Annotated in this window: 26 protein-coding genes, 1 pseudogene and 1 other annotated feature; of the genes and pseudogenes, 8 read left to right on the top strand and 19 right to left on the bottom strand. The window is 45.1% G+C overall.

The window, feature by feature from the left end; all coding sequences use genetic code 11:
* Positions 1-74: 74 nt before the first annotated feature.
* From D3H55_RS12670 to D3H55_RS24295, 4 genes are all read right to left on the bottom strand, one after another.
* Positions 75-890, bottom strand: coding sequence for a DUF368 domain-containing protein (locus D3H55_RS12670; protein WP_168413067.1), 816 nt, complete (start codon positions 888-890; stop codon positions 75-77).
* A 608-nt stretch (positions 891-1,498) separates the two neighbouring features.
* Complete coding sequence (locus D3H55_RS12665; RefSeq protein ID WP_240628566.1) at positions 1,499-2,419, bottom strand: diacylglycerol/lipid kinase family protein; 921 nt, start codon at positions 2,417-2,419, stop codon at positions 1,499-1,501.
* An 89-nt stretch (positions 2,420-2,508) separates the two neighbouring features.
* On the bottom strand, positions 2,509-2,793 hold the full coding sequence (locus D3H55_RS12660) for a hypothetical protein (protein ID WP_240628565.1): 285 nt from the start codon (positions 2,791-2,793) through the stop codon (positions 2,509-2,511).
* A 71-nt stretch (positions 2,794-2,864) separates the two neighbouring features.
* Complete coding sequence (locus D3H55_RS24295; RefSeq protein ID WP_168413066.1) at positions 2,865-3,014, bottom strand: Lmo0850 family protein; 150 nt, start codon at positions 3,012-3,014, stop codon at positions 2,865-2,867.
* 451 nt (positions 3,015-3,465) lie between these two features.
* Between D3H55_RS24295 and safA the strand changes: the two are divergent.
* The 4 genes and pseudogenes from safA to D3H55_RS24290 all read left to right on the top strand — a co-directional run bounded on the left by safA (position 3,466) and on the right by D3H55_RS24290 (position 5,493).
* Positions 3,466-4,052, top strand: a pseudogene (safA, locus tag D3H55_RS12655) (SafA/ExsA family spore coat assembly protein).
* A 107-nt stretch (positions 4,053-4,159) separates the two neighbouring features.
* The gene (locus tag D3H55_RS12650) at positions 4,160-4,687 is read left to right on the top strand and encodes a hypothetical protein (RefSeq protein ID WP_119547281.1); all 528 of its coding nucleotides are present in this window, start codon (positions 4,160-4,162) and stop codon (positions 4,685-4,687) included.
* A 96-nt stretch (positions 4,688-4,783) separates the two neighbouring features.
* Positions 4,784-5,203, top strand: a complete 420-nt coding sequence (locus tag D3H55_RS12645) for a CBS domain-containing protein (protein ID WP_168413065.1) — start codon at positions 4,784-4,786, stop codon at positions 5,201-5,203.
* 131 nt (positions 5,204-5,334) lie between these two features.
* Positions 5,335-5,493 (top strand): hypothetical protein, encoded by a 159-nt coding sequence (locus D3H55_RS24290; RefSeq protein WP_168413064.1) that lies wholly within the window; start codon positions 5,335-5,337, stop codon positions 5,491-5,493.
* On the opposite strand, the gene D3H55_RS12640 is transcribed toward D3H55_RS24290, so the two are convergent.
* On the bottom strand, positions 5,476-5,982 hold the full coding sequence (locus D3H55_RS12640) for an NUDIX hydrolase (RefSeq protein WP_119547280.1): 507 nt from the start codon (positions 5,980-5,982) through the stop codon (positions 5,476-5,478). The two genes, D3H55_RS24290 and D3H55_RS12640, sit on opposite strands and share 18 nt — an antisense overlap.
* Positions 5,979-6,566 (bottom strand): histidine phosphatase family protein, encoded by a 588-nt coding sequence (locus D3H55_RS12635; RefSeq protein WP_119547279.1) that lies wholly within the window; start codon positions 6,564-6,566, stop codon positions 5,979-5,981. The genes D3H55_RS12640 and D3H55_RS12635 overlap by 4 nt, the downstream gene beginning before the upstream one ends.
* A 215-nt stretch (positions 6,567-6,781) precedes the next feature.
* Here D3H55_RS12635 and D3H55_RS12630 point away from each other — a divergent pair, with 215 nt between their 5' ends.
* A complete protein-coding gene (locus D3H55_RS12630; protein ID WP_119547278.1) occupies positions 6,782-7,984 on the top strand; it encodes a DUF819 family protein in 1,203 nt (400 codons plus the stop codon).
* A gap of 359 nt (positions 7,985-8,343) precedes the next feature.
* On the opposite strand, the gene D3H55_RS12620 is transcribed toward D3H55_RS12630, so the two are convergent.
* Positions 8,344-9,726, bottom strand: a complete 1,383-nt coding sequence (locus D3H55_RS12620) for an L-cystine transporter (protein ID WP_119547276.1) — start codon at positions 9,724-9,726, stop codon at positions 8,344-8,346.
* A gap of 605 nt (positions 9,727-10,331) precedes the next feature.
* Between D3H55_RS12620 and cls the strand changes: the two genes are divergently transcribed.
* Entirely contained in the window at positions 10,332-11,780 is a 1,449-nt protein-coding gene (gene cls / locus D3H55_RS12615) for a cardiolipin synthase (protein ID WP_119547275.1), read from the top strand.
* 121 nt (positions 11,781-11,901) lie between these two features.
* On the opposite strand, the gene D3H55_RS12610 is transcribed toward cls, so the two are convergent.
* The 5 genes from D3H55_RS12610 to D3H55_RS12590 form a co-directional block, all read right to left on the bottom strand.
* The gene (locus D3H55_RS12610) at positions 11,902-12,801 is read right to left on the bottom strand and encodes a 3-hydroxyacyl-CoA dehydrogenase (protein ID WP_119547274.1); all 900 of its coding nucleotides are present in this window, start codon (positions 12,799-12,801) and stop codon (positions 11,902-11,904) included.
* Between the two features lie 183 nt (positions 12,802-12,984).
* A complete protein-coding gene (locus D3H55_RS12605) occupies positions 12,985-13,986 on the bottom strand; it encodes an NAD-dependent epimerase/dehydratase family protein (protein ID WP_168413063.1) in 1,002 nt (333 codons plus the stop codon).
* A 13-nt stretch (positions 13,987-13,999) separates the two neighbouring features.
* On the bottom strand, positions 14,000-14,590 hold the full coding sequence (locus D3H55_RS12600; RefSeq protein ID WP_119547272.1) for a YgaN family protein: 591 nt from the start codon (positions 14,588-14,590) through the stop codon (positions 14,000-14,002).
* A 213-nt stretch (positions 14,591-14,803) separates the two neighbouring features.
* On the bottom strand, positions 14,804-15,556 hold the full coding sequence (locus D3H55_RS12595; protein WP_119547317.1) for a (S)-benzoin forming benzil reductase: 753 nt from the start codon (positions 15,554-15,556) through the stop codon (positions 14,804-14,806).
* Between the two features lie 34 nt (positions 15,557-15,590).
* Positions 15,591-17,894: a putative bifunctional diguanylate cyclase/phosphodiesterase gene (locus D3H55_RS12590; protein ID WP_168413062.1), complete on the bottom strand. Its 2,304-nt coding sequence runs from the start codon at positions 17,892-17,894 to the stop codon at positions 15,591-15,593.
* A gap of 240 nt (positions 17,895-18,134) precedes the next feature.
* Here D3H55_RS12590 and D3H55_RS12585 point away from each other — a divergent pair, with 240 nt between their 5' ends.
* On the top strand, positions 18,135-18,374 hold the full coding sequence (locus tag D3H55_RS12585; protein WP_119547270.1) for a hypothetical protein: 240 nt from the start codon (positions 18,135-18,137) through the stop codon (positions 18,372-18,374).
* 47 nt (positions 18,375-18,421) lie between these two features.
* On the opposite strand, the gene D3H55_RS12580 is transcribed toward D3H55_RS12585, so the two are convergent.
* The 7 genes from D3H55_RS12580 to D3H55_RS12550 form a co-directional block, all read right to left on the bottom strand.
* Positions 18,422-20,401 (bottom strand): ABC transporter permease subunit, encoded by a 1,980-nt coding sequence (locus D3H55_RS12580; protein WP_119547269.1) that lies wholly within the window; start codon positions 20,399-20,401, stop codon positions 18,422-18,424.
* 978 nt (positions 20,402-21,379) lie between these two features.
* On the bottom strand, positions 21,380-22,300 hold the full coding sequence (locus D3H55_RS12575; protein WP_119547268.1) for a DUF1002 domain-containing protein: 921 nt from the start codon (positions 22,298-22,300) through the stop codon (positions 21,380-21,382).
* Between the two features lie 53 nt (positions 22,301-22,353).
* Entirely contained in the window at positions 22,354-22,899 is a 546-nt protein-coding gene (locus D3H55_RS12570; RefSeq protein WP_119547267.1) for a GNAT family N-acetyltransferase, read from the bottom strand.
* 74 nt (positions 22,900-22,973) lie between these two features.
* Positions 22,974-23,249, bottom strand: a complete 276-nt coding sequence (locus D3H55_RS24285) for a hypothetical protein (protein WP_168413061.1) — start codon at positions 23,247-23,249, stop codon at positions 22,974-22,976.
* Between the two features lie 6 nt (positions 23,250-23,255).
* On the bottom strand, positions 23,256-23,456 hold the full coding sequence (gene cspD, locus D3H55_RS12560) for a cold-shock protein CspD (protein ID WP_119547265.1): 201 nt from the start codon (positions 23,454-23,456) through the stop codon (positions 23,256-23,258).
* 121 nt (positions 23,457-23,577) lie between these two features.
* A complete protein-coding gene (gene tyrS, locus D3H55_RS12555; protein WP_119547264.1) occupies positions 23,578-24,822 on the bottom strand; it encodes a tyrosine--tRNA ligase in 1,245 nt (414 codons plus the stop codon).
* Positions 24,823-24,869: 47 nt separating this feature from the next.
* Positions 24,870-25,083: a binding site (T-box leader), on the bottom strand.
* A 161-nt stretch (positions 25,084-25,244) separates the two neighbouring features.
* Positions 25,245-25,796, bottom strand: a complete 552-nt coding sequence (locus tag D3H55_RS12550) for a CBO0543 family protein (RefSeq protein ID WP_240628564.1) — start codon at positions 25,794-25,796, stop codon at positions 25,245-25,247.
* 158 nt (positions 25,797-25,954) lie between these two features.
* On the opposite strand from D3H55_RS12550, the gene liaG reads away from it, so the two are divergent.
* Positions 25,955-26,821 (top strand): LiaG family protein, encoded by an 867-nt coding sequence (liaG, locus tag D3H55_RS12545; RefSeq protein WP_119547262.1) that lies wholly within the window; start codon positions 25,955-25,957, stop codon positions 26,819-26,821.
* The last annotated feature ends 42 nt before the right edge of the window (positions 26,822-26,863 follow it).

Below are 26,863 nucleotides of genomic sequence, written 5' to 3'. Positions count from 1 at the left end.
AAATTTTATTTCGGCACCTGGTACAATTTCGGATCCAATAAAAAACAGTCCAAATCCTGGACTGTTTTTCTTCTTTAAGAATATTCAATTCGTCCCAGCACTCTCGCAAAAAAGAGGCCGGCCAGGAATGTAATGATACTCGCAATAATAAGGGACGTGCTTTCCGGTATTCCTGGATATATAACCACAATCGAACCTATAACAAGTCCTATAATCAGGGCATATGTTCCTGATGAATAGTTCTCGAGAAAGAATTTAATCAGCTTACTCATCACGATAATACCGAGTATGATTCCGATTCCCACAACGAAAATGACATCAAGCTGAAAGTTGGAAATACTGCTGATGACAGTTGAATAGATACCGATGATCAGCAGGATGAAAGATCCGCTGATACCAGGGAGAATCATGGCTGCACTCGCGATGAAACCAGAAAAAAACAATAATACATATGTTCCTGCAGTAATGTTCTCTATCACTGCCGACTCTTCAGATTTGAAGAAGATCATGGAAGCAACGATGACAGCACCTATCAGAAGCAACAGATAATGATTAGCCTTGAACGTTGACTTCATTTCTGATTTTTTGGCCAGGTACGGAATGATGCCGATGATCAAGCCCATGAACAAAAACTGTGTCGGCTCAGGATAGTGTTCAAAAAGCCACTCAATCAGCCTGGCCAATATCAGGATGGATGTGACCACTCCGATCCCAAGCGGGATTAGAAACCTTAAGTGCTTTTTCCACTCTTTGCTGAAAATTCCATTGATGGCTGCAATCAACCGATCGTAAATTCCGAGCATGACAGCGATCGTTCCGCCGCTTACTCCTGGAATCACATCACTTGCGCCCATAATCATACCTCTATATATATTTTTCCATTCCCACATTTGATGATCTCCTTTTACTTATTCTAGCATTCTTCATTAGTGTATTGGATAATTTCTGCGATCTCTTCTTCTCCTATGTACTACGAATTAACCGCTACATCAGTTTACCATCATCAGACAATATTTGCTATAGATTATCATGCCTGAAAGGGCAATCTGCCTGCTGCTTCTTTATAATGGCCGGCCATGCTCAAACTGCTGCTATCATACCTATCAGACCCCTGCATAACGGAGCCTGTTCCTTCGACGAGGAAATCTATCAGCCCTTCTTTGAATGTTTCTAAGATTTTCAGAATCAGTATTTGAGTTGATTAAAGTGCAGCATATTTTACTTAACAAAGTGCTTGCACAATAATTGTTGCTCTCGGGAAAATCTTAAGTGCCGGATTTCCTCCTCTATTCCAAAGTATAATCCCGAAATGAAAGAGCACCTCTTTTCTGCTGTAATTAACCGGGTTATTACAGAAAACACCCGGATATCATAAGTAAAGCAGCATAGTTTACACAATGAGAATTTTATCCAGAGAATGTACCAAACAAAAAAAGCAGCTTGATCCAGGGCTTGAAACCAGTTTGTCCGCCACTGAATCGAACTGCTATTGGCAAAGCTACTCTGCTGCTTCTTTTCTTTCTTCCTCACCGACGATAAACGGGATATGGCGGTTAAGCACATCCATTTGTACCGGGGTATCTGTATATACTTCTCCATCCATGTCGGTGCTCTGGACGGGAGTTGTCTCAATTGAAGCATTCTTAGCCTGAAAGTGAAGGATTTCCCCGCTTTTTTCATTAAGCTTGCCCGTCCCTTTGGCAGCAAGCACTTCTTTTAAAAGCTTGAATCCAGCTTCTTTTATGATGAAGATATCCACTACACCATCGTTATATTTCTGCGGAGGGAGTGGCAGTTCGCTTGTGCCGATGAACCTGCCATTCGCTACGAATACCATGACGGCTTTTTCCTCTACCGACTTGCCATCTATATCAGCTTTGAAGGTAAAGGTTTCAGCTTCCTGCAATGTCTGGAATGCACTGAGATAATAGCTTATCTTTCCGAATACCCCTTTAACCGCTTCATTGACATTTTGGGATGCGTCAGCAATGATCCCGATTCCCCAGAAATTTGAGAAATAACGATCATTTTCCCTCACGATATCGATTTCTTCGGTCCTCCCATATTTAATCAGCCTTGCTGCCTGTTTAATATTCTGCGGAATCATTAAGGAACGGCTGAAGTCATTACAGGTCCCAGCCGGCAGGATCGCCGTCTTCGGCCTCACCGGGAGTCCGGCTAAACCATTCACACATTCATGGACGGTCCCATCACCGCCAAGGATGATGACGAGCTCATAGTTTCCGCCTTTTTCCCTGCATATCCGCTCTGCATCTGACTTGCTTTTTGTTCCGTACAATGTCAATTCATCACAGCATGATGTCAGTTCACCTATGCAGTCCCCCAGTGTGGAATCCATATCCTCCTGGCCTGCTTTTCCATTATAAATAAGTAGAGCATTGCTATATCGGTTCATCATCCTTCAACCCCTAACTTTTCACTACTGCTACTCTTATTCATACCACTTCCACGCCGAAAAAAAACACCTAACAAGATGTTAGATGCGGGTCAGGCTGTATGCGAGTCATCTCGGGGAACCGTTTTCATCGCCTTGTAAGCGAAAGCCAGCCTTCCTTTAATATAAGACTGCGGGTCATAAGCGATGTTTTCATTTCTAATCCTGTGGATTTCCACTTCTGCAAAGGTTCCAAGTGCCCGGCATATGTTATCCAAAGCCATCTTCAGCTCCTGCGGATCATTGGCCAGCTTCCTGTTCATGCATTGATAGGAAAGTTCATCGGCCCTGCGTCTGATCGCTATAAGCGTTTCTACGTCGAACATGGATTCAGGCATACTATCCCCTCCCCTTTCTACTAAATTATATCGAAGGAAAGGAATGATTATGTCTGTCCCATATTTCATTTTTATGAATCATGTGACAATGTTTTCGGTAAAGGCTGCAGGGTCTTCAGCGCTTGAAAAACTTCCATCCTGGATTTGGTCTTTGTAATATTGACGCCGACTTTCGAGAGCTTGGTAACGACTTTCTTCAACCGTTCATTCTCATTTGTCACTGTGCACACCCTCTCATAAAATTGTCTCTTCCCGTAATACGAATGAATCCACATATGGTTTCACTTTTTTCCGAATTTCATAAGTCCATTTTATATTACCACTTAATTTTCCTTTTAACCTTATTTTGAAAATTTTTTAACTTTTTGATATGTTCCGCAAGTGCCCGATGCTTTCCGCTCCAGATATTCCCCTGGCCGAGCCGGGGGGACACTCGGTTAGCCGCCTGGCCGGAGTTCCGTTCCAGCGTTCCAGCAGTCTTCATTACTTAATGTACTTAACGGCTTTTCCGTCCTCTCATCTTTATACCCGTTGGCACTTCCTAATCCGCTGCTAACTCATCCATATCATTTTTCTGTCAAACAGAAACATTTTTTTACAAAAAAACTTACATAAAAAATCATGTATAAGACATCCTAAGTACCATGAAAAATCCTTTCAATTGTTGTCACGTTGTCCTTAGCTTTTGGGTTATTTCTTCCGACTCTTACTCACGCCGCTGATGTGTACTATGTCAAAAAAGGAGATACGCTTTGGAAAATTTCCAAAAGGTATCAAATCGGGCTTTCTGAAATCATCAATGCCAATACACAGATTCCGAACCCAGACCTGATTTATCCAGGGCAAAAAATCTCAATCCCTAATAAAGACGTTGTAAAAGGGGTCGAAGGTGAAGTCATCAGGCTGACGAATCAGGAACGTGCCAAAAAAGGCCTGTCTCCTCTTCGTGCCGATTGGCAGCTTTCAAGAGTAGCACGATACAAGTCAGCAGACATGAGAGATAAAGGATACTTTTCACATACGAGCCCAACGTATGGATCTCCCTTTACCATATGAAAAACTTTAACATCAACTACCGTTCCGCTGCTGAAAACATCGCAGCAGGACAGCCAAGCGCACAGGCTGTCGTTCAGGCCTGGATGGACAGCCCTGGCCACCGAAAGAACATCCTGACTCCGAATTACACCCATATCGGAGTGGGATATGTCAAAGGCGGCTCCTATGGGGCCTACTGGACACAGATGTTCATCCAAAAATAAGGAGATGGATTCCACTGCAGAGCTGTCATCACGACGGCTCTGCTGTTTTTGTCCTAACTCTTTCCTCCCGGGCATATACATGTACAAACGCTTAGGGAGGCGGTTTCTTGAAAAAAATTTTGGTCTTTGTGTGTTTTACACTACCCTTACTTGCATTTTCTCTGGCTTTTACTTTTGCCCCGGCTTCTGCAAAAGATCCTATCATTGACAGCATCAATGAAAAACTTGAAGCAATCGACCCCTACTATCAGAAGGGATCTGTCCACGTAAAAGACTTTGCGGACCTTACAATGGATGTTGCCATTAATGAAGAAGATATCGAAGAGCAGAAAGTAAAAGTGGTCTTTGTTAGGTATCAAATCGACCGCGACACCATTTTTCATTTCAATAAGCAGGAAATTTTCTACTACAGCCTTGACCAGGATGCCCTGCTGGAAAACGATATGGTTATTGGGAATGAGCAATCCAAAGCGTTCATCAATGACCATCAGGATGATTACCGGAAACAAATCACTCCCTTGTCTTTAGCATTGATCCTTACTTTCATCTTTTCCGCGATTCTGGTATTTCCATTGGTTGTTCTCATCCTTCAAAAAAATGCTCCTTCTGACGAATCCTATCCTTATCAAGTATAACTGCTGGATGGAATTAGAAGGCGAAAGGCAGAATAAAGCAGCATCGATTTCCCATACTATCTATGTACTGTCCACTACTTACAAGGGGGAATCAGAATGAGAGTACGTGACGTTATGACAGCTGATGTTGAGGCGTGTTCAGCACAGGATACTTACCAATCTGCTGCAGGCAAAATGAGTTCTTTAGGTGTAGGGGCTTTACCGGTCATGCAGAATGGACAAGTGGTTGGCATGGTAACGGACCGTGACCTTGTTGTCAGAGGGCTATCCCATAACAACCAAGCTGGTACAATTCAAAGTGTTATGTCAGGCCGTGTCGTCACCGTTTCTCCTGAAGCTTCGGTCGAAGAAGCCGCAGCTTTAATGTCCCAGCACCAAGTACGCCGCCTTCCGGTTGTCGAAAATGGAAACCTGGTCGGTATGCTTGCACTTGGTGACTTGGCAGTACAGCAGCAGTCTGATGAGAAGGCAGGGGCTGCACTAACCCAGATTTCCGAACGAAATCACCTTCAATAATCAGGGAAACGTCCGTTTATACGGGCGTTTTTCTTTATAATTATGGTTATTTTTTCATGATCAGGAAGGATTTTGCGCCTTTTTGTCGAACCTTGTGTAATAATAAAAGAAGACATTAAGGGGGAATACCAATGCGCTCTGCAAAACCTTCCCGCCGCGCACCAAAAGGCTACCGGCGCGAGAAACAAAAGACAGCCATGCTTGATAACTTGGTCGATTTCCTATACATGATGATTGGAATAACAATGATCACTTGTGTCTTGCTGCTTGTATTAAATTACGGTATTTAAACCACCTTTTACCGCTTCATTCAACGCTTCCAACGCTAATTCATGGTCATTGATTACATACGGGACCTCGGAAGGTTCTGCCCAAATCCGGCATGACGACTCATTGTTCCTTTGAAATGGCAGCATCTCTTCAATATCCATCCGGTAAAAAACCTGGTACCCAATCAATGGGTACTTTCCTTTGGGATCAAATTGAGGGTTGTTCCTGTGGCTGACCTTGATCATGCCAACATGGCGGACCCTCCCTTTAACCCATCCTTCTTCAAGCACTTCCCGGTGAAACGCTTGCTCCGGGGTCTCCCCTCCTTCAACATGACCACCTGGAAAGTTAAATCCCCTGCCCTTAATATTCACAAGCAGGACTTTGCCCTGATGAAAACAGCAGCCATGCACACTGGTGATCTTTTCAAGCGGAGGGAGTTGCGCGGCATCACTCCAAGTCAATTCCACGCGGCCGCTTCCCCACTGTACCTTCACTGTCCTGCTCATACCCTTTCTTCCAAAAGGGAGGCTTCCCACAACCGGCTGACATCCACAAGCTTTTCCCCTTCAAAGTTCAGCTTATATATGTCCGGTTTCGTCGTTCCCCGCCAAAACTCAAGAGAACCATAAGCAGGATCAAATGCACCCATGATAATGGTCATGGCGTGTCCATGGATACCGACAGCAACATTCTTACCCTTATGCTTCATCAGTATCTCCTTCAAAGCAGCAGTCCCTCTTGCCTTCACCTCATTGTTGCTTTCGCCGCCTGGAAAAGTGTGATCCGGTTCGGCAAACACTCTCTGCATGGCGTGCTCGGGATCTTCCAGAACAAAATCCTTTGCTGCCAGGTCCCTTTCCCGGAAACGCTCATCTGCCTGGATATTCAGGCGGAGACCATCTGCCAGGGGCTGAACGGTTTGGATGGCCCGTGTATATGAACTGGAGTAAATCGCATCGATTTTCTCTTTCATAAGGACTTCCTTCACCCGTTCTGCATCAGCCATTCCCCGGACCGATAAACTTCTTGTCTCTTCCTCTTCCAGGTTAAAGACGGAATGTGCATGCCTGACCATATATATTACCGTCATTTCCTAATCACCTATCCTTTACCAATCTGAATTCGGCATTACCCAAAAGAATCCTGCTCTTTTTTCATGTCAATTTTATGTCATTCGGAACTTGGCTGCTTTAAAGCTTTTCAAATAAAACAATCTTCGGATTATTTCTCCTTTTTAAAATTCAATTGGTTTAAGCGCTTCCATGTTATGATGGCATCGTACTTAAAGAATAGGAGGTAACAAGAATGGTATTTTTCTCTACACCATTGATTCAGGACCCCATGGCCATCTTTGCATATCTGGCAGCCGTGGTCGGCCTGATTTTCGTCTTAGGAGAATCGAAAAATCCTTTTCTGCAAAAGTTTTTTCATTATGCTCCTCCTTTGATATGGACGTATTTCATCCCAATGCTTTCGACTACGGTCGGCATTATTCCGGACAGCTCTGACTTATACAGCTTTGTGTCCACTTACATATTGCCAGTGGGACTGCTTTTGCTGCTGCTTTCGGCAAATGTGCCGGCAACGCTCAAGCTGGGGCCCAAAGCAATTATGATGTTCCTGGCCGGGACAGTCGGCGTCATCATCGGCGGACCTATTGCCCTGGCCATTTTCCAGCCCTTCCTTCCTGAGGAAGCATGGACCGGAGTCGCTGCACTTGCCGGAAGCTGGATCGGCGGAAGTGCCAACATGGCGGCCCTTATAGAAGCGACAGGCACACCGGATTTTGTCCTGTCTCCGATCATTGTCGTAGACACGGTAGTCGGTTACGGCTGGATGGGTATCATGATTTTCCTTGCGAGCTTCCAGCATAAATTCAACAAATGGAATAAAGCGGACAATTCCATCATCCAAAAAGTGAACGAAGATATGGGCGAGCTGCAGCGTAAAAACTCCCGTCCAATCGATGTGCCGCAGCTGGCGGCCATTCTCGGTCTTGGATTCGGTGTGGCATACGTAGTCCGGATTTTCGCAGAAACACTGCCTGAAACTTCAGTCCTTTCTGCCGGCACCTGGACCATCATGATCATCTCGGCTGTCGGAATCCTGCTTTCCTTCACCAAAGTAAGCAAATTGGAAAACTACGGAGCCAGCAAAGTTGGTTACGCGGGGATTTATATCCTGCTGGCTACCATCGGGGCAAAGGCAGACCTTGCCTATGTTGTTGAAGCTCCTCAATATGTATTGATGGGCATCGTATGGCTTGCGATTCACGTCTTTATTATTTTCCTTGCTGCAAGGTTGCTTCGCGCTCCTTTGTTCTTTGTGGCGGTTGGTTCTCAAGGAAATATCGGCGGTACAAGCTCAGCACCGGTCGTCGCCTCTGTATTCCAGCCTTCCCTTGCGCCTGTAGGATTGCTGATGGGTATCATGGGCAATGTCGTCGGAACATATGCCGCCGTCGCCTGTGCCATGCTCGCTGAGTGGGTCAGCAGTTTTTATTTTTAGTAATGCTGGCTTTTCATGAACGAAACTCCTTTTGGGGTTTCGTTTTTTTATTTTTTTGGGGGGGTGAATGCCAATAATCCGGCTTCTTGAAAGATGGTTTTTCTTACTCAATATTATGAGTGGGGCTGGGGTGATTTTATTTGTATTGTCAGTTGTATGGGTGTGTTACGAGGCACCATGCACTGAGGTTCTCTCCGGTTTCAGCCTTATGAAGCAGCCATGAGAACACCTGAGCCATCTCTCTGATTTTTGTATTATAAGAACCTCTATTGGTCATCCCGGCCTTTATAAACAGGAGCCAAGCCCTCAAACGCAGCAAAGACCCGCCCGGCAGCCCCGGGCAGGTCTTCATTGATACCTCATCCCTCTACTGCATTCGGATCATCATACACAGCAGTATCTAACTCTTTGGTCACTTTACTTGTAATCAACCCTGAGGTCATGGCACCGCTGACATTGACAGCTGTCCGCCCCATGTCGATCAGCGGCTCGATCGATATCAGCAGACCCGCAAGCGCAATCGGCAAATCCATGGCTGAGAGCACAAGGATTGCGGCAAAGGTTGCCCCGCCACCGACACCGGCAACCCCAAACGAACTGATGGCGACAATAACGATGAGGGTAAAAATAAACGATGGCGTCATCGGGTTGATGCCCACTGTCGGTGCAATCATGACGGCCAGCATCGCCGGGTAGACACCTGCACAGCCATTTTGCCCGATGGATAATCCAAATGAACCGGAGAAATTGGCAATCCCTTCGGACACTCCCATATGTTTTGTTTGAGCATTAATCGTTAAAGGCAAGGTACCGGCACTTGAACGGGAAGTAAAAGCAAAGGTGAGGACCGGGAATGCTTTTTTCAAATAAGTGATCGGATTCAATCCGGCCCGTGTAAGCAGAATCAAGTGAATGGCCAGCATAACAATCAATGCGGCATATGATGCAGCCACAAATTTCCCGAGCTTCAATATCGCGTCAAAGTCACTTGTCGCGACCGTTTTCGCCATAATGGCAAAGACACCATATGGCGTAAGACGGAGCACCAATTTCACCACGCGCATGATAACAGCATATACAGCATCGATGATTTTCTTAAAGAACTCCGCTGTTTCCTGTTCTTTACGGTAGACCCCCAGATAGGCGACACCCAAGAAAGCAGCAAATATCACTACGGCAATTGTGGAAGTGGCGCGCTCCCCTGTAAAGTCAAGAAATGGATTGGCTGGCAGGAGCTCGAGGATCCGCTGCGGATAACTTTGGTCCTCCATCGCGGCTGAACGCTCTTCCAGCTGGAGTCCCCTGGCTGCCTCTGCATCTCCCTGCTCAATTTGAATGGCTTCAAGTCCAAATCCCTGCGCAGCGGCAATACCGACGACCGCTGCAATGGCCGTTGTCCCGACCAGGAGCCCAATGATCAGAGCCGCAATTTTCCCCAGGTTATTCCCGAGCTTAAGCTTGGTAAAAGCAGAAAGAATCGATACAAAGACAAGAGGCATGACAACCATTTGCAAAAGCTTGATATAACCGATGCCGACAATGTTATACCAATCGATGGACTGTGCCAGGGTTTCATCGCCGGGACTGTACAGCCACTGCAGGGCAAATCCGAAAACAATCCCCAAGCCTAAGGCTGCAAAGACTCTCTTGGAGAAAGACAGGTGTTTTTTCTGCATATAAAAGAGGATGCCTGCAATGATGAGAAAAGCTGCAATATTGGCAAGCAAAGCTAAACTGTCCATTCCCTTCCCTCCCTCAGGTAGTGTGGTATTCAATAAAACAGCGAATGTCCGCTGCTGTTACATCATATGTAGGAAATTATTATTGTATGTTATCAGGACAATGGGAAGGGAATATACTAAGGGTCTTAAATCGTATAAGTACTATAGGAAAAGTTTACATGGAAGGAAACGGAATTACACCATCCGTTATGATAGAATGACTATGTATAAGCAATCACCATGATTCAGGGCTCTTATCATAAACTCTGCTACTGTTAATATAAATTTCAAAAGTTTTTTGTTTCGTAAACTTTGTTGCTATTTGATATCTATCCAGAACAGATCTCCTGGTAATTCACCGAAGAAAACCCTGGTATGTTTGAAAGAAAAGAGCTGCTTTCCCTTTTTCGAGTAAGAAATTCGAAATGCAGGGGAAAGTCCGGCACCTGGGATTTCCCCGACAGCAGCAATTTGCGAAAAGAGCCTTGTAAAGAAAGAAAAGAGCTGTAGTCCCTATGAGAAATAAATCTTATAGTATCGAAGGGGGAAAATACGGCTCCAGCGATTTTTCCGAAAGCAGCAATTAATACGAAAACATCCTATTACAAAGTTCAGAGGGGAATTATATGGATATCCTGTCTATTTTGCTTGGAATCTTTTTAGTGCTGAATATTGCCTTCGCCTGTGTCGTCGTTTTTTTGGAAAGACGGGATGCCGGTGCTACCTGGGCCTGGCTGATGGTCTTGGTGTTTATACCGGTACTGGGGTTCATCATGTACTTGGTGTTTGGACAGAATCTCACGAGGAAACGCTTGTTTCAGTGGGATGAAATGAAGAAAATCGGCATAGAAGAGCTGATTTCGAGACAAGTCAATGAAATCAAAGGCGATTCGTTTTCCTTCAAGGACAGCACCATCGGCACGAATAAAGAGATGATTTATATGCACTTGATGAATAACGAAGCAGTCCTGACCCAGGATAATGACATTACAGTCTATACGCATGGGGAAGACAAATTCGATGCACTGTTAAAAGATATAAAAGCTGCTAAAAACCACATACATTTTCAATATTATATACTGCGCAGGGATGCGCTCGGCAAAAGAATCCTGACTGCCCTGACGGAAAAAGCAAGGCAGGGGGTAAAGGTCCGGGTTTTGTATGATGAAATGGGATCGCGGACATTGAATAAGCGTTTCTTTCGTGAGTTGATCCAAGCCGGCGGGGAAGTGGAAGTCTTTTTCCCATCAAGGATTCCATATATCAATCCGCGCTTGAACTACCGGAATCACAGGAAACTTGTCATCATCGATGGAATCATTGGATATGTCGGCGGATTTAATGTCGGGGACGAATATCTGGGACTGAACCCGAGATTCGGTTACTGGCGGGATACTCATTTGAGACTGGAAGGCAGCGCGGTCCTCGCCATGCAGACCAGGTTCATCCTCGATTGGAACCAGGCTTCAGCTTCAAGGGATATCCACTTGGAGCACAGGTACTTCCCGACGGCCAAGTTCACTGGAAACGCAGGGGTGCAGATTGTCACCAGCGGACCGGATTCAGAATGGGAGCAGATCAAGAATGGCTATATCAAAATGATTTCTTCTGCGAAGGAATCCATCTACATCCAGACACCCTACTTCATTCCAGATGCCAGTCTTCTGGACTCACTGAGAATTGCAGCTCTTTCCGGAATCGATGTCCGGATCATGATTCCCAATAAGCCTGACCATATGTTCGTCTACTGGGCAACATTCTCATATATTGGAGAAATGCTGAAAGCAGGTGCCAGGATTTATATCTACGAGAACGGCTTCATCCATGCTAAAACGATTGTCGTCGACAGTAAGATTTCTTCTGTGGGCACCGCGAATATCGACGTCCGCAGTTTCAGGCTGAACTTTGAAGTCAATGCCTTCATTTACGATATCGAGCTTTCAAGGGAGCTGGGTTCCATCTTCCTCAAAGATATTCATCTATCGAGGGAACTCAGCACGGAAGAATACTTAAAACGGCCGCTATGGATCCGTTTCAAAGAATCGATTTCCAGGCTATTATCTCCAATCTTATAAATCAAAAGGCAGCCTTTAGCGCTTTAAAGCAGCCGGGGACAGTCCCCGCCTGCTTTAAAGCGCTAAAGCGAATATGCCAACATAAAAGAGGCAGCCACCAGGGCATGCCTCTTTCAATTTATTACCCCTTCAGAAAATCAGGGTCTTCATAGGCAGGATTTGGGTAAGTATAGAACCCTTCCCCTGTCTCCCTGCCGAGTTTTCCTTTGTCGATATACTCTGTTTTCAGGACAGCAGCAAGCTTGGCGAATTCTTCAGACCCCGTTGCTTCTGCTTTGGCATTTGAAATGTTATATGCCGTGGTAATGCCGACAATGTCCAGGATTGCAAATGGACCTTTCGGGGATCCTGTGGCTATCATCCAGGTCTTATCAATGGTTTGGGGATCTGCCACCTCTTTAACAAGCAGCATCTGTCCCGCTTCCAGGAAAGGCACCAATAGAGAATTCAAGATATATCCCGGCTGCTCTTTGTGTAAAGGCAGGGCGACCATTCCGATTGCCTTGGCAAATTCCAGCAAATCATTGAAGACATCCTTATCTGTACCTGGATGCTTCATGACCTCAGCAGTATTGTTCTTCCAGATTTCATTCGCGAAGTGCAGCGCCAGGAACTTTTCCGGGCGTCCAGTTGCTTCAGCAAATTGGCTGGGCAGTAATGTAGAGGAATTTGTCGCAAATACTGTTTTTTCCGGTGCAGCTTGCCCCAATTTTTCATAGAAGTCAGTCTTGATCTTCACTACTTCAGGAACCGCTTCAATCACTAAGTCTGCGTCCTCCACAGCTTTCCCTAAATCAGAAAAGAAGGACATCCGTTCAACGGCCGCATCCAGTTCCTCCTGTGATGCACCAAGGTCTTCCTGATATCTCGGCTTAAGATCTTCAACTCTGTCTTTTGCCTTTTCTACTGCTTCATCACTGATATCATAGACCGAAACATTAAAACCTTTGAATGCTGTTTGGAAGGCGATCTGGCTTCCCAAAACACCGCTTCCAGCTACAGTGATATTTTTATAGTCCATCAAAAATTCTCCTTTCAAAATCAGCCTTTAGTTCTTTATTACCCTATTTGGGAATAAGTAAATCTTCCCTATTATTATATCTCTATAATGTAAAAAGAAGGTAATAAAATGCTTTCTCTAAAAAACAAGAAAGAGAAACCGCAACCTTTACTATAACCGGTTGCGGGAGTTGTTACTTATATACTACTGTTCAACTACAGACCATCTGCTTAAAAGGTCTGCCTCCTCCTCACGGGTCAATCCCGCCTTCAAATCCACCTTGCCTCTTGCGCCTATCCAACTCAGTGTATCCTTAATGGTTTCCCTCGGATTACGGAGAACAAGCCCTTTCTTTAAAGCTTTGGAATAATCAGCTAAGATAAAGCCATCTGGGTACTGCTCATTTACCGGTATCCATAAGGGAAGCTGCACAAATGGACCAACCTTGCGATCCACCAAAAAGGCATCCTCCACCCATGCCGTTTCTGTATCTTGAGGCGCTATATAAAGCAAATCTTCCACAAACTCTTTCATACTGTATCTTTGGCGGGGGCCAGTCACATTATAAGTCCCCGCTTCCCGTTCTTCTGCCATGAGGATGATCCACTGGGCGAGGTCACGTACATCAACCCATTGGATGACCCTTTCCTTACTTCCTGGAACAAGCACTTTCCCGCCTTCCGAGAAACGCTGGACCCAGTAGGTGAACCTGTCTGTGGTATCATCCGGACCGACAATCAATCCAGGTCTGATGTTCAGGGTTTTACCAGGGAGGACCCCTTCCAGTCTTTGTTCACACAAAGCCTTCAGCGGACCATATGTCTCACCATTCACCTCTTCGGTCTCCGGTTCATCAAGAGTGCCCGTTTCATCCTCTTCCTGAGCCTCTCCAGTCAAAAAATCCTTATAAACCGATATGGAAGAGATGAATATGTATCGGTTTATCCTGCCCTTTAACAACGAGGCACTCTGCTCTACTTTACCCGGAGTATATCCGGATGTGTCAATGACCGCATCCCATTGGCCTTTCTTTAAGGCGTCCAGTTCACCTTTTTCACGGTCGCCTGTTAACTTCTCAGCTTCCGGAAACAGATGGGGATTGGTTTTGCCGCGATTGAACAAAGTCACTTCATGCCCGTTGGCAAGTGCCGCCTCGGCAATATGCTTTCCTAAAAAAGATGTTCCACCAAGCAATAACAGTTTCATGATGCACCCTCCTTCATTCTTCCATACCATTGGTCCAAGTCATTTTAAACACATATCCGGTATCTATGTGTTCCATGCCATCCAGCGTTCCCTCATCATTAAGGGATACCCCCTCGAGAAGACTTCCTTTTGTCCCGGTCCAGGCTGTCAGGTAAACCGCCTCGTCTTTAACCAGTTCTGTTTTTTCGTCGATAAACGAGGTGAATGATGACCCCCGGACCCCCTCAATGCTTTCGACCTGTTCCATCATTCCTCCATTGATTCCATTTAAAAAGGTAATTTGCTCATCTCCCTGGTTTATCCCATAGGAAACCAATGATTGATTGAATTCCTTTTCCACTTGTCCCCTTGTATACACCACATCATCTGTTAATCTCCCATCCTTATAGATTTCCATGGAAAACTGAAGATCTTCTTTCTCTGCCAGCTTTCCGTCAAGCTTAAAAAATTGAATGCCATCCACTCCGGTCCTGCTGATGAGCTCCTGCTCACTTTCGCTTAATGAATAAGGTTCAATGGTAAGAGTGCTTCGGCCCCCTGCAGCTTCGCATCCCGATAGCAGAAGAACAAAGACCGCCAATAGGAGTCCTGTTTGCCCTTTCACGCCATCCGCCCCCAAATTTCGTTTAGACTCATAACCTATATTATTAGCCCTAAAACATCATAATTCCTTTATTTCACTTCTGCAAAAGCTGTTAGTAACAGACTGCTGCATCAAAATGAGCATTCTTGGTCAAAAAGCGGCTATCTGACTGGTCCAGTAAGGCATTCTGTATTACCCATTAAAAAAAAGCCGGCATAAAGAGCCGGCTTTTCCTTATAAGAGAGCATTGATTTGATAGATTTTTCCGTTCTCGATGGTTTCGCTCCTTAAAACTTTTATCAAAGCTCCCGCAACTGTATCGGCATCACGGAGCATGCCTTCTTCTTTATACTTCTTGAAGGTCTCGATGTCGTTGAAGGCTGACTTGGAGGCGGAACGGATTGTCGACTGCATGTCGGTGTCCATCACCCCCGGACTGAAAGCGAAAATCTTATGCCGGCTGCTCCTGTTCTCCAATTCTAAAGCCGCCGTCTGGGTGAACATATTGATTCCCGCTTTGGTGCTGCAGTAGACGCCCCACCCCTGGATGGGCCTGCTCCCTGCCCCTGAGGACACATTGGCAATCACCAATCTGGCATCCGATGCCTCAGCTTTCTCAAGGAAGATGTTGCTGATGATCATCGGGGCGAGAAGATTTACATTCACGCTTGCCGCTGTCTTCTCTTCATCCAGATTTCCTGCTGTTTCAATAGGGTCTACCATTCCTGCATTATTGATTAGATAGATTGCATCCGGCTCCTGTTTGAAGACCGAGTCCGCAATTTTTTTGAACACTGACTGAACTTCCGAGCTGTCAGCAAGGTCACAAGTATAATGTATGTATTCTCTATCGCTATTCTCCGCCAAATTCCTTAAGTCTTCATTTTCCGCCCGTGAAACGGAAATCACATTCGCTTCAGCAAGCAGCTGTTTTGCGGCGGCAGCGCCAAGTCCCCTGGAGGCTCCTGTTATAATCGCATACACCATGACAATCACTCCTTTTTTCTGAGTATATAAAAATTCACCCGGCTTTCGCAAAATATTTCTCTCCGATTTCCTCCGGAGGAAGCGGACGGCTGAAGAAATAGCCCTGGATATTATCACAGCCCAGGCTTTGCAGCATAGTGACTTGCTCTTTATGTTCCACTCCCTCTGCAATCACACCCAGGCCATTATGCAGGGCAATAGCAAGGATGGTGGAGACCATTGCTGATTGATCGGTTCTCAGATCATCGATGAATGACTTATCAATTTTCACAGTATCAATTGGAAGCTTGTCTAAATAGCTGAGAGAACTGTAGCCCGTTCCAAAATCATCGAGGCTGATGCTGATGCCAAGTTCTTTTATACGGTTTAATTTTTCAATCGTGACATTTTCATTGAACATCGTCATACTCTCTGTTATTTCGATTTCCAGGAGGGGAGCAGCGATATCGTAAGATCTTAAAACCCTTACCACATTATCTATAAAGGCTGGATTGGCAAAAGACCGCTGCGAAATATTCACCGATACGGGCAGCCCTTTCAAATCCGTTTCCTGCCATTCCCGAATCTGACTGCAAGCTTTCTTCAGTACCCAGTCTTCCAGAGCAACGATAAGATTCGTTTGCTCTGCTGCCGGTATGAAGACACCCGGGGAAATCAAACCTTTTACCGGATGCTTCCACCTTACCAAAGCTTCGAAACCCACCAGCTCATTATGCAGGGAATTGATTTTCGGCTGATAATGGAGTGTCAATTCATCGTGCTCAATGGCTCTTTTGAGATCATTCTCAATAACAATTTTCTCAATGTTGCTTTGGACAATTTCATTCTGGTAAACAGCATAATTATAGAAGGAATTTTCCGGAATGGAGGCCCTTGCTGTATCTGCGCACTTGATTAATAACTCAGGCTCCAGACCGTTTTCAGGGAAGAACGCAATTCCCGCTTTCATTTCCATGAAGATCTCATGGCCTTCGACAAAAAAGGAAGTGCCCAGGATACCGTGCAGCCGCTCCAACGCTGGTTTAAGTTCGTGTTCTGCATTCACCTGCGGCACCAGACAGTAGATTTCATCCCCTCCGAATCTTGAAACAGCACTTCCATTCGGCAGGACGGATAATAATCGTAGGGATAATTCCTTTAATACCTGGTCGCCGACCTTAAAGCCGAATACATCCCGTATGGTCCTTAACCTTCCGTAATCCAAGCTGTATAAAGCAAACGGCCTTTGCTCCCGGACAGCTTCCTCCACTTCGGAAATGAATTTTCTTCTGTTGGGCAGCCCGGTTAACTCATCATAGTGAAAGAGATAATCAATGGTATTGGACTGTTTTTTGCTTTCCGTAATATCCTTGGTTATCGCATAGACCCCTTCAATGCCGTCATCCGTCACAATAGGGACACCTGTGACACTCACAATGCCAACCGACTGATTTTTTTTTATGAGGCTGATTTCCGCCTGCTGTGACTTTCCATTTTTCACTTGTTCGAACTTCTTAAGGGTCTGCGGCAGCTCGCCCGGGGCCACGAGATCTTGTATGGACATGCCGAGAAGCTCATTTCGGGTATAGCCTGTGATTTCCTCTGCAGCTTGGTTGGCCGTCAAGAAGCGCCCATCCAATGTGAATGAAATAACGGCATCCGGATTATGATTGAACAAGGATTGAAAATGCTGTTCGCTCACCTTTACCTTTGATAGATTCTCGAGATTACGCTGTTCGCCAAACATATCAGGGATGACTGAAAGCACCCATACCATCAGGATTTCCACTGCATATGGCAGCATGGACAGATGGAGATCGGGATTCTCTTCATTGATCACCCGCAGGATTGACATGGCTGTAAGGTACGGTAAACCGGCTAATGCAATCCCTGCTGCAACGGAGCCAACGAGGACCCAAAGGTTTGTGTCTCCCTTTTGGGTTTCCCTGCTGATCTGAAGGAGGAACCTAAGAGAATAAAAGGAAATGCCCAATGTTAATAGAAACGTCATAAAGACCATGACCGGTTTCACTTCAATGATGGAATGGAACAGTATGAAGACAGCAGTATAATCAGAAATGAGTATCACCAGAGTCAGCGTGAGCCCTCCAAGAAGGTAGTACCGCATTTCCGCAGTCTTTTTCACTGCCAGTCCCATGGCAAAATATGTACCTGCTATACAGCTCAGTAAAAAAGTAATGATATAAACAGCAAATTGGGTTTTATTATAAGGAAGGTCAAGTGCCAGCACAACGAACATGTTGGTCAAAAAGAAAGTCGAGCCGATAAGGACGGCCTTTTGCAAGTTCGAGCGGACCAATCTGTTGAAGAGTGATCCCTTCTGGACTGACTGAATCATAAAGTAACCATTAATGACCGAGAAAAATACGCTCCAAAGAAAAAAGTGTATAAGCACTCCATAACTGGCTAACAACACTTCACCCCCAATCAGATTTAATAGGAAAAAAGTCTTATGTTCATTTTAAAGTAAAATCGCTGTTAATCATAGTAAATTTACTCACCTGTACCCATTCGTTTAAGCATATTTTTAAGGGGTAAAAATCACGTAAAGACTAATTTCTATGAAAGTGGTGATTCTTTGAAGAAGGTTCGCGCGCTGCTCCTGGCCTTTCCGCTTTGTTTCTCTTTCCTGCTTTCCGGCTGCAGGGACATTGAAGAACAGCCGCCGGAGGTCGATGAAGTCGAAGAAGAAATAGATTCCAATGATGGTACCGATCAGGATGAACCTGGCGCAGAGGAAGACAATTTTGATGATGATGAAGGTTCAGATGCTGATCCGGAAGAGCCGGACCCAGATGAAGAACCCTCAGAAGAATAAATAAATGACAAAAATCCCGCTGCTCCTAAGGAACCAGCGGGATTTGTTCAGTGGTCAACCACCTTTGAAGGTGCAAGGACAAAGTCTGCCGGCTGGGGCTGCACTGCAGCCGGATTCGCGGCTTCTTCTTTCTTCCGTTTACGCTGGAGCACATTTACCCCCACTTTCTTCTGCTGGATTTCCTTCACTCCCTGTACGATCAGCTGCATTGCAATAATGGAAATCATGAACGCTGCTAAAGGAGCCAGGACAATCGAGTAGTTACCCGTCATCAACGCATTCTTTGTGGAACTGATCAACCCGGACCATTCAAAGGTGGACGTTTTGGGAGGATCCGGCATATCCCCTCTAGTGACAATCGTCCCGCCGAGAAATAAGTGAAAGAGGCCAAGATGGACAAGTATAAACAACACCTGGATGAATTGCTGGCCAAACAGGATGAACAGCCTTGGGGCCAGGTGCGGAAAGAGATGTGTCCAAAGAATATGCCTGTTGCTTCCCCCCATGAGCTTGGCATTCAGGATAAACTCGTTCTTAGACAGTTCCTTCATTTCATTGCCGATTAACACAGTCGTCAACGGAATGACAAGGATCGTCAAAATAAAAGCTTCGAACAAAAGCTTCTCCATCATCGAATATTGGATATCCGAGAACGGATCCTGCCACAGCACCGGCCTCAATAATAAGTACGCTATGATACTCAATGGCAGAAAATGAATCGAATCGACGATTCTGGTCATCCAGTTCTTTCTGTATCCATTAAGATAAAAATGATAATAGACTGATAGATAGAATCCCATAAGCACTCTCAGCAATGCAACAATCAGTGCAAAAATCAATGTATATTTCGCACCGACGATCAATTGGTCCATGATGCTGTAACCGAAATAATCTGACCCCAGGATCATTAGGCCCGAGGGCTTATGAGGAGGCGCACTGATCAGCTTCCCCTTATCGTCCCGCAGCCAGACGATTTGTTCAACCGGTACTTTTGCAAAGATTGTATAAAGGAGGCTGTAGGTGATCATTCCGAATAGAGCGAGGAAACCGACTGCAAACTTCGGATTTTTCATATGCTGGCGCAGCAGCCTCCAAAGCACTGCAATATGTCCCCATATTTTCCACTCCGTAATCGGAGAACGATCTTTTTTATACTTTGAATGATCTTCAATGTCTTCCGTCCTCAGCCATGTATAGATAAGCTGATAAAGGAGGAAGAATGGTGTGTAAATCATGATGAGTGCAGCAGCCACGGTAATCGGCCTGAAGTCCTCGACAATATAATAGGTGATTCCCCTCATGTTAAAAACGGTTTCGATGATGAACAAACTCGATAACATACCCCACAAAATGATCTTGCCATGGTAGAAAACACTCGGAGAGATATTTTTCAGTACATAAGATCTGAGAATCTTCGTTTTCCCCATCCCTTTGCTCCGGGCAAACTCGATGTGCGTTTTCAGTAATTCCTCTTCCGTAACGAGAAGAAGAATCCTGTAGAATGACAGCATCGGGATGATGGACAGTGTAATGATCGGGGCAAGATATACTTTTTCTTCGCCCAGAGCCGTAAACATCATTAATTCCATACCGAACTTTTTGTAAAAAAAGACGATGAACAATTGCAGCAGGAACGCAACCATCAAGTCCGGAACCGTTTCAAGGAATCCCAGCGATTTCTTGATAGGCGACATCAGCCATTTTGGCATCAGCACCGTGAAATATGTAAGGACCAAAGCCAGTCCAAGCCCTGCTGCCAGAGCGCCAAACAAAATCTGCAAAGAATAATAATAAGGTTCGAGCAGCATATCTATGACATCGACCTCGTACCCCTTGTACATATAAAACCACGTTTCTTTCTTCGGCAGTGAAACCGCAAACTTGAAGAACTCCTCCAAGTAACCGATCCCGTTATATATCCCTCTCTCCTTGAATGCCTGGGGAGCTATACTGACAAAAATGATCCCCAAAATTCCAAGAAAATAATAGAATGGAATCTTAAATAAAAAATATAACCTGCTCTTCATACCCACCCTCCCTTTCGTAAATATTGTAATATTTTTGTAAAATTTATTCAATTCTAAATTTAATTTACACAAAGGAGGAGGTTGTGCCTATAAGGATGTCCACCGTTTTTTGTTTGCCCCTATGACCACATCGATCTCCCTCACACGTCGATTCCACCACCCCATACACCCTCTATGACCACATGGGTTTCCCTCACACGTCGATTCCACCACCCAGACACCCTCTATGACTACATCGATTTCCCTAGCATGTCGATTCCACCACACCATACACCCTCTATGACTACATCGATTTCCCTCACACGTCGATTCCCCCGCCCCATACACCCTCTATGACCACATCGATTTCCCTCACACGTCGATTCCACCGCCCCATACACCCTCTATGACCACATCGATTTCCCTCACACGTCGATTCCACCACCTCATACACCCTCTATGACCACATCGATTTCCCTCACACGTCGATTCCACCACCCCATACATCCTCTATGACCACATCGATCTCCCTCACACGTCGATTCCACCACCCCATACACCCTCTATGACCACATCGATTTCCCTCACACGTCGATTCCACCACCCCATACACCCTCTATAACCACATCGATCTCCCTCACACGTCGATTCCACCACCCCATACACCCTCTATGACCACATGGGTTTCGCACGCCCACCAATCAACCTCCTCATAAGAGTCTTTGGAAATCAGCCCCTCACCGTCACTAGAGAGTTCCCGCCATAAACCAAAAGTTCTTTTGACAAGGCTCATTTCGTAAACTTTGTTGCTATTCCTTATAAATTTCAAATAAATCCCTGGTAAATGGCCGTAAAAACCCCGGTGAGCAGGGAGAAAAGAGCTGTTCGTTCTTTTTCGAAAAAGTAAAACCTTTGAATACAGGGGAAAAATCCGGCACCTGGGATTTTTCTGAAAGCAACAAAAAAATCCGGGAGGTAACCTCCCGGATTCAACAAATTTTATTTAAATATATCGGCTATTGCTTGAAACAGGTTTTTGAAAAAGTCCAGGATTCCCTGCAAGAATCCTTTTCCTTCCTCACCGACCACGTCTTCCAATCTCTGTTTGATATCCTTTGAGATATCTTCCAGCTGCCCTTTTACATTATCAAAATTAATATCAAGATTTCTCATTTTATCAAACAAGTCGATCAATAATTGACGGTCTTCAGGACTTAATTCAAGATTCAGCTTCTCCAGCTGTTCACTGACGATCCGCTCAACATCTTCTTTTGTAGCCGGATTCTGTTCAGCAATCTCCTTTTTGATTTCTGTAAGGAGTTCACTGACCTTCTCCTGACTCATCCCTTCCTCTTTTGCCAATTCTGTTGCAAGGCCCAGCTCTTCATTGGCAACTTCCATTCGGACGGAGTCCAGCTTCTCCCCGCTGACTTCATAGGCTTTATAAATTCCAGTAAGTGCGGAATGCCCGCTGACCTTGATAGGGGAAGCGACAATGACTGTGGCATCCTCCACTCCGGCTGTCAATAACGCATTCGCATACATTTCATCAGTTACTTCCGTGATATTTCCTGGAGTTGCGCGCTCAATGACCAGGCCTTCCCCTTTTTCTTTCCGGGTGATTTTAGCAGATGAAAACATTCTCGCATTTCTGTCCTCACCTTGTATATAACGGGCAAGATCTTCTCCTGTCACCGTAATTTCTTCAACCATTTCAGGGTCGTTCACCTCAAGGGCTTTCCTGACTTCTTCCTTTTGGGCATCAGACAGGGATTCTCCCAGGACCACAATTGGAAGCCCGAATTTTTCATTTATACTATCCTTGTTCGTTTCATTATCGGCTGCCATGACTGTACTATTTACCACTAGACCAAAAAAGACTGCAAGAATTAAAGCGATTTTACTCCATTGCTTCTTCATTCAATTAGTTCTCCTTTTTCAAAAAAGATAGCTTACAGGAACATCATATCACTTTAACTCTGATATATGTCTACTTTTTTCTTCCATTCATCCTCCAGGATGCTCATCTCCCATAGGTTCCAATACTCGTCTTCATACCTTTGGACGTCACGTTTGAGCCCTTCCTTTTGAAAACCTGCCTTCTCGTAGCACTTTATGGCAGAATAGTTAAAATCATAGACACCCAGACTTACGCGATGGAGTTGGTGTTCCCCAAAGGCCGTCTTCAGGATTTCATCCATCATGGCCTGCCCGATACCTTTCCCACGCATCGAATCATCGCCAACCAGCACCCGGCAGACACGGGCAGAACGATTCTCCCTGTCAATGCTCTCCAGTGAAATATGGCCTGCCGCTTTTCCGGTTTCCGTTTCAACCAATTTAAAAATGAACTTTTTACTGCCCTCCTGGTTCGCGCCTTCTATATGAGAATGGAGCTTGCTGCGGGTCAGCGGATAGCCGAAGCCGCCTCCGCCCCACTGGATATATTCACGTTTTGAGTCGAACCAGCCGATCATCTGGTCAAAGTCATCTGGAGTGAAGTACTGTAATTCAAACATATGGACACCGCCTTTTTTCCGTTTTAATACCCTGTTTGGTTTTCGCTGACACCGGCTTCGGCTTGAAATATCTGTCAGGAGGGTTTCTGTGGGGATCGCAGATTCTTATCGTCGACTTTGGTTGTTCTATCAACGAGTTTGTAGGGTCTATCGACGAGTTTGGGGGTTCTATCAACGAGTTTGGGGGTTCTATCAACGAGTTTGTCCTTTCTATCGTCGAATTTTCTCTTTCTATCAACTTTTGGCTGGTTAGTCGCATCTGCAGCCTCCATGACGCACCCTAATCTCATCGGCTGCTCTCCACAAAAAAACAAGCCCTCAATGAAGAGGACTTGTTTTATAAATTTCATTCTTAATTATAGTTTTTGGACGTTAGTAGCTTGAGGTCCGCGTTGGCCTTCTTCGATGTCGAAAGAAACTTCCTGGCCTTCGTCTAAACTTTTGTAGCCTTCACCTTGAATTGCTGAGAAGTGTACGAATACATCATCTCCGCCTTCGCGCTCGATAAATCCAAAACCTTTTTCGCTGTTGAACCATTTTACTTTACCTTGTTCCATTTTTCTTTTTCCTCCTAATGTCTAACAAAACAAACATTTCGTTATAGTATTTTACTTAATTTATTATACCCAACAGGTCCCGCATTAAACATGTTTTACCAAAATTATTTTATTTTTTTTGTTAGAGCTTGATTTGGTTGAATTTGCGCTTGCCGACTCCGATGATCATGCCATCTGTCAGGACGACCTTAAGAGCGGGGTCCTCCACTTTGCTTCCATCGATTTTCACCCCGCCGTTTCCGATCATCCTGCGCGCCTCACTTTTAGAGCTCAGCATATTCAGCTCAACCAGCAGGTCCACAACGGAAATTTCCTCGGCCTTCTCCCATTGAACAACAGGGATATCATCGGGAAGGGCTCCCTTTTGAAAAACGGACTTGAATTGAGACTGCGCTTTTTCTGCAGCGTCCTCTCCATGGTACATCCTGACGAGAGTGCGCCCCAGCAGCATTTTTGCATCCCGGGGATGAAGGCTGCCATTTTCAAGATTTTCACCGATATCTTTTTTCTCTTCCAACGGCAAATCTGTGGCGAGGTCAAAGTATTTTACCATCAGTTCATCAGGAATGGACATTGTTTTGCCAAAAATCTCATGTGGGTCCTCATCGATGCCAATGTAGTTATGCTTGGATTTTGACATCTTGTCTTTCCCATCCAGGCCCTCGAGCAGCGGAAGGAGCATCACGACCTGTTTTTCTTTTCCGAAATGCTCCTGAAGTCCCCGGCCCATCAACACATTGAAATGCTGGTCAGTCCCTCCCAGCTCGATGTCACTTTCAAGGAAGACTGAATCGTATCCCTGCATCAGAGGGTAAAAGAATTCGTGAAGGGAAATCGGCTTTCCGGCAGATAGTCTTTCTGAGAAATCATTGCGTTCGAGCAGCCTTGCCACTGTGATGCTGCCAGCCAAACGGATGACATCTTCCAGGTTGAGGTTCTTGAGCCACTTCGAGTTATAGAACAGCTCCGCTTTCTCCTGATCAAGCACTTTCCCAAACTGCTCGAAGTACGTTTGGGCGTTATGCTTCACCTCTTCATCCGTCAGCTGCTTCCTCACTGTCGACTTTCCGGTTGGATCCCCGATTTTCCCTGTGAAATCGCCAATGATCAACTGGACGATATGGCCATTCTCTTGAAACTGCCTCATTTTATTCAAAACCACTGTATGGCCGATATGCACGTCCGGTGCTGTCGGATCAAGTCCGAGCTTGATCTTCAGCGGCAACCTGGTCACAATCGATTTTGCGATCTTCTGCTTGAGTCCGGCTTCCGGGATGACTTCCTGGGCACCGCCGGCATAGATTGTGAACTGCCTTTCCACTTCTTTTAACTGGTCTTCATTCAGATTCTTCATCCAATCCGCCATCCTGATCTCCTCCTTCAATTTTTCCAAAATAAAAAACCACATCCCTGAAAAGGGACGTGGTTCTGCACGCGGTACCACCCTCATTGAAGATCGCTCTTCCACTCTAAGATATAACGGTTCACCCGTCCTTTGCTACTGGCACTTGTTCACAAAGAAAGCTCAAGGAGGTAATTCACATTCACCTGTATACCGGCTTCCACCAGCCGCCGGCTCTCTGAAATAGGGAGATGATCTGCTACTTATTCCTGTCAATGCTGTAAATTAAATTAGAAATAGTTTAACGAATACAGTTGGGAAATACAAGAAGTTTTTTATTTTGTTTTGTCTTTTTGCTTTTTTAAATACAGTCCCATCAAAATATAGGTACCTATTAATAAAACGAGAAATACCGGGAGACTCAAGATTGACATACAGCACACCTTCTATTTCATGTCCTCAAGTGACGGATGAAAAATCAGAAGCAACACAGTGATGAGCGGAACGGAAATAATCAGAGCAAGCAGCTTATTTTTAAAATGAAGCCTGAGCATGACAAACATGATGATATTAAAAATGAGCGACCAAACTACGTTCCAGCCATTTTCATAAACAAACAGGCCGCGTTTGAAAAAGAGATACTCGAGAAAAGTAAAGTAAGCAATCCATATTATTACATAAACAAGGAGTTTCTTTTTCGCCAATGGCAAGAAGCGCAAGTAAATCATGATGACGACCGGCAGGATAAAAAACGAGAACGTCAGCTCGATCAGGGTATGGTTCAACCAGCCAACGGTCACAGCCTTATACTTCCATAATGTATGGTTGTAGAATAAGAAGTTATAGGTAAGATTGCAGATCAAATAATACTGGACGGTGGGATAATAATCCTTCCACCGCGTCCAATCCACAAAAATAACCGCAAATAGTATATAGACAATTACCACAAGGAGTAGATACATCGCCACATTCTCCCGTTTTAGCTTCCATTCTGCCACTCACAGGCACTTTTTATAACCCGTTCCTGCATTTTCGGTAAAATCGGCTTCTACGTCTCTGGTCTTACTGCAAAATAAATCGCCGGTGTCATTGTATAAACCTGGTAAACACAATAAGATGGAGATATAGATAACGATACTGGAAACGAGGGATACACATGAAAAATTTGTTTGCGATTATCATAGCAGCCATGGTGGTCGGTTCGGTACTCATCATTCTCAATGATAATACATCTTTGTTTGCTTCCGGGAAACGGACCGGGGAAAACAGTATCGCTGTTGGCAATGACATAGACAAAATAGAAATCGATGTCGCCAGCAGCGATACAGTGGTGATTCCGGAAAAACGAGATGATGTCGAGGCAGAGCTGAAAGGGAAAGGAAACCTGATCATCATTGCCAGGGGTGATGATATCCGGGTGGAAGTCAAGCGGAAATGGTTCAGCTGGTTATCCTTCAGCCAAGAGTCGGAATTGACGGTTTATATCCCTGAAGATTACGACCGGGACATGGATATCAATATTGGTTCAGGAAGCCTTGAGTTTTCCGGACCTTCTTCTTCTGAACCGATGGTACTTCATACTCTAAGAACAGACATGAGTTCCGGGGATCTTGATTTGGCGGATATCAAATCAGAGAAATTCATTCACAATGGATCATCGGGCAGCCTGACAGCCGATCGTTTTATCACTAAAGAAGGAATCATCGATATCAGTTCTGGCGATGTCGAGCTTTATGACTATACCGGACCCCTGAATGGGGAGCTCTCATCAGGTGAAATGGAAGTTGAAATCAAGGAACTGAAAGGCGATATAAGCTTCGATCTTAGCTCAGGAGATGTTGAGCTGGACCTCCCTGATGATGCAGACTTCAAGCTGGCGGGTGAAGCAACCAGCGGGAGCATTTCCACTGAGTTCCCGCTTTCCAATCAAAAAACCGATGGCGGGGACATCTCTGGTACCCACGGCTCAGGAAAATATGAGATCGATGTTTCGATCACAAGCGGAGATGTGAAGATTTACTAGTACTTTACCCCTTTAAAGCAGCAGGGGACAGTCCCCTGCCGC

Source organism: Bacillus salacetis, assembly GCF_003581585.1.
In the GTDB taxonomy this organism is placed as follows: domain Bacteria; phylum Bacillota; class Bacilli; order Bacillales; family Bacillaceae_B; genus Rossellomorea; species Rossellomorea salacetis.
The sequence above is the reverse complement of the archived record's forward strand: the minus strand, read 5'-3'. Positions and strand labels throughout refer to the sequence as shown.

Excerpts from the sequence above, each read along its gene's own strand:
- D3H55_RS12670 (WP_168413067.1), bottom strand. The coding sequence starts at position 890 with ATGTGGGAATGGAAAAATATATATAGAGGTATGATTATGGGCGCAAGT.
- D3H55_RS12665 (WP_240628566.1), bottom strand. The coding sequence starts at position 2,419 with ATGATGAACCGATATAGCAATGCTCTACTTATTTATAATGGAAAAGCA.
- D3H55_RS12660 (WP_240628565.1), bottom strand. The coding sequence starts at position 2,793 with ATGCCTGAATCCATGTTCGACGTAGAAACGCTTATAGCGATCAGACGC.
- D3H55_RS12645 (WP_168413065.1), top strand. The coding sequence starts at position 4,784 with ATGAGAGTACGTGACGTTATGACAGCTGATGTTGAGGCGTGTTCAGCA.
- D3H55_RS24290 (WP_168413064.1), top strand. The coding sequence starts at position 5,335 with ATGCGCTCTGCAAAACCTTCCCGCCGCGCACCAAAAGGCTACCGGCGC.
- D3H55_RS12640 (WP_119547280.1), bottom strand. The coding sequence starts at position 5,982 with ATGAGCAGGACAGTGAAGGTACAGTGGGGAAGCGGCCGCGTGGAATTG.
- D3H55_RS12635 (WP_119547279.1), bottom strand. The coding sequence starts at position 6,566 with ATGACGGTAATATATATGGTCAGGCATGCACATTCCGTCTTTAACCTG.
- D3H55_RS12630 (WP_119547278.1), top strand. The coding sequence starts at position 6,782 with ATGGTATTTTTCTCTACACCATTGATTCAGGACCCCATGGCCATCTTT.
- D3H55_RS12620 (WP_119547276.1), bottom strand. The coding sequence starts at position 9,726 with ATGGACAGTTTAGCTTTGCTTGCCAATATTGCAGCTTTTCTCATCATT.
- cls (WP_119547275.1), top strand. The coding sequence starts at position 10,332 with ATGGATATCCTGTCTATTTTGCTTGGAATCTTTTTAGTGCTGAATATT.
- D3H55_RS12610 (WP_119547274.1), bottom strand. The coding sequence starts at position 12,801 with ATGGACTATAAAAATATCACTGTAGCTGGAAGCGGTGTTTTGGGAAGC.
- D3H55_RS12605 (WP_168413063.1), bottom strand. The coding sequence starts at position 13,986 with ATGAAACTGTTATTGCTTGGTGGAACATCTTTTTTAGGAAAGCATATT.
- D3H55_RS12595 (WP_119547317.1), bottom strand. The coding sequence starts at position 15,556 with ATGGTGTATGCGATTATAACAGGAGCCTCCAGGGGACTTGGCGCTGCC.
- D3H55_RS12590 (WP_168413062.1), bottom strand. The coding sequence starts at position 17,894 with ATGATTCAGTCAGTCCAGAAGGGATCACTCTTCAACAGATTGGTCCGC.
- D3H55_RS12580 (WP_119547269.1), bottom strand. The coding sequence starts at position 20,401 with ATGAAGAGCAGGTTATATTTTTTATTTAAGATTCCATTCTATTATTTT.
- D3H55_RS12575 (WP_119547268.1), bottom strand. The coding sequence starts at position 22,300 with ATGAAGAAGCAATGGAGTAAAATCGCTTTAATTCTTGCAGTCTTTTTT.
- D3H55_RS12570 (WP_119547267.1), bottom strand. The coding sequence starts at position 22,899 with ATGTTTGAATTACAGTACTTCACTCCAGATGACTTTGACCAGATGATC.
- D3H55_RS24285 (WP_168413061.1), bottom strand. The coding sequence starts at position 23,249 with ATGAAATTTATAAAACAAGTCCTCTTCATTGAGGGCTTGTTTTTTTGT.
- cspD (WP_119547265.1), bottom strand. The coding sequence starts at position 23,456 with ATGGAACAAGGTAAAGTAAAATGGTTCAACAGCGAAAAAGGTTTTGGA.
- tyrS (WP_119547264.1), bottom strand. The coding sequence starts at position 24,822 with ATGGCGGATTGGATGAAGAATCTGAATGAAGACCAGTTAAAAGAAGTG.
- liaG (WP_119547262.1), top strand. The coding sequence starts at position 25,955 with ATGAAAAATTTGTTTGCGATTATCATAGCAGCCATGGTGGTCGGTTCG.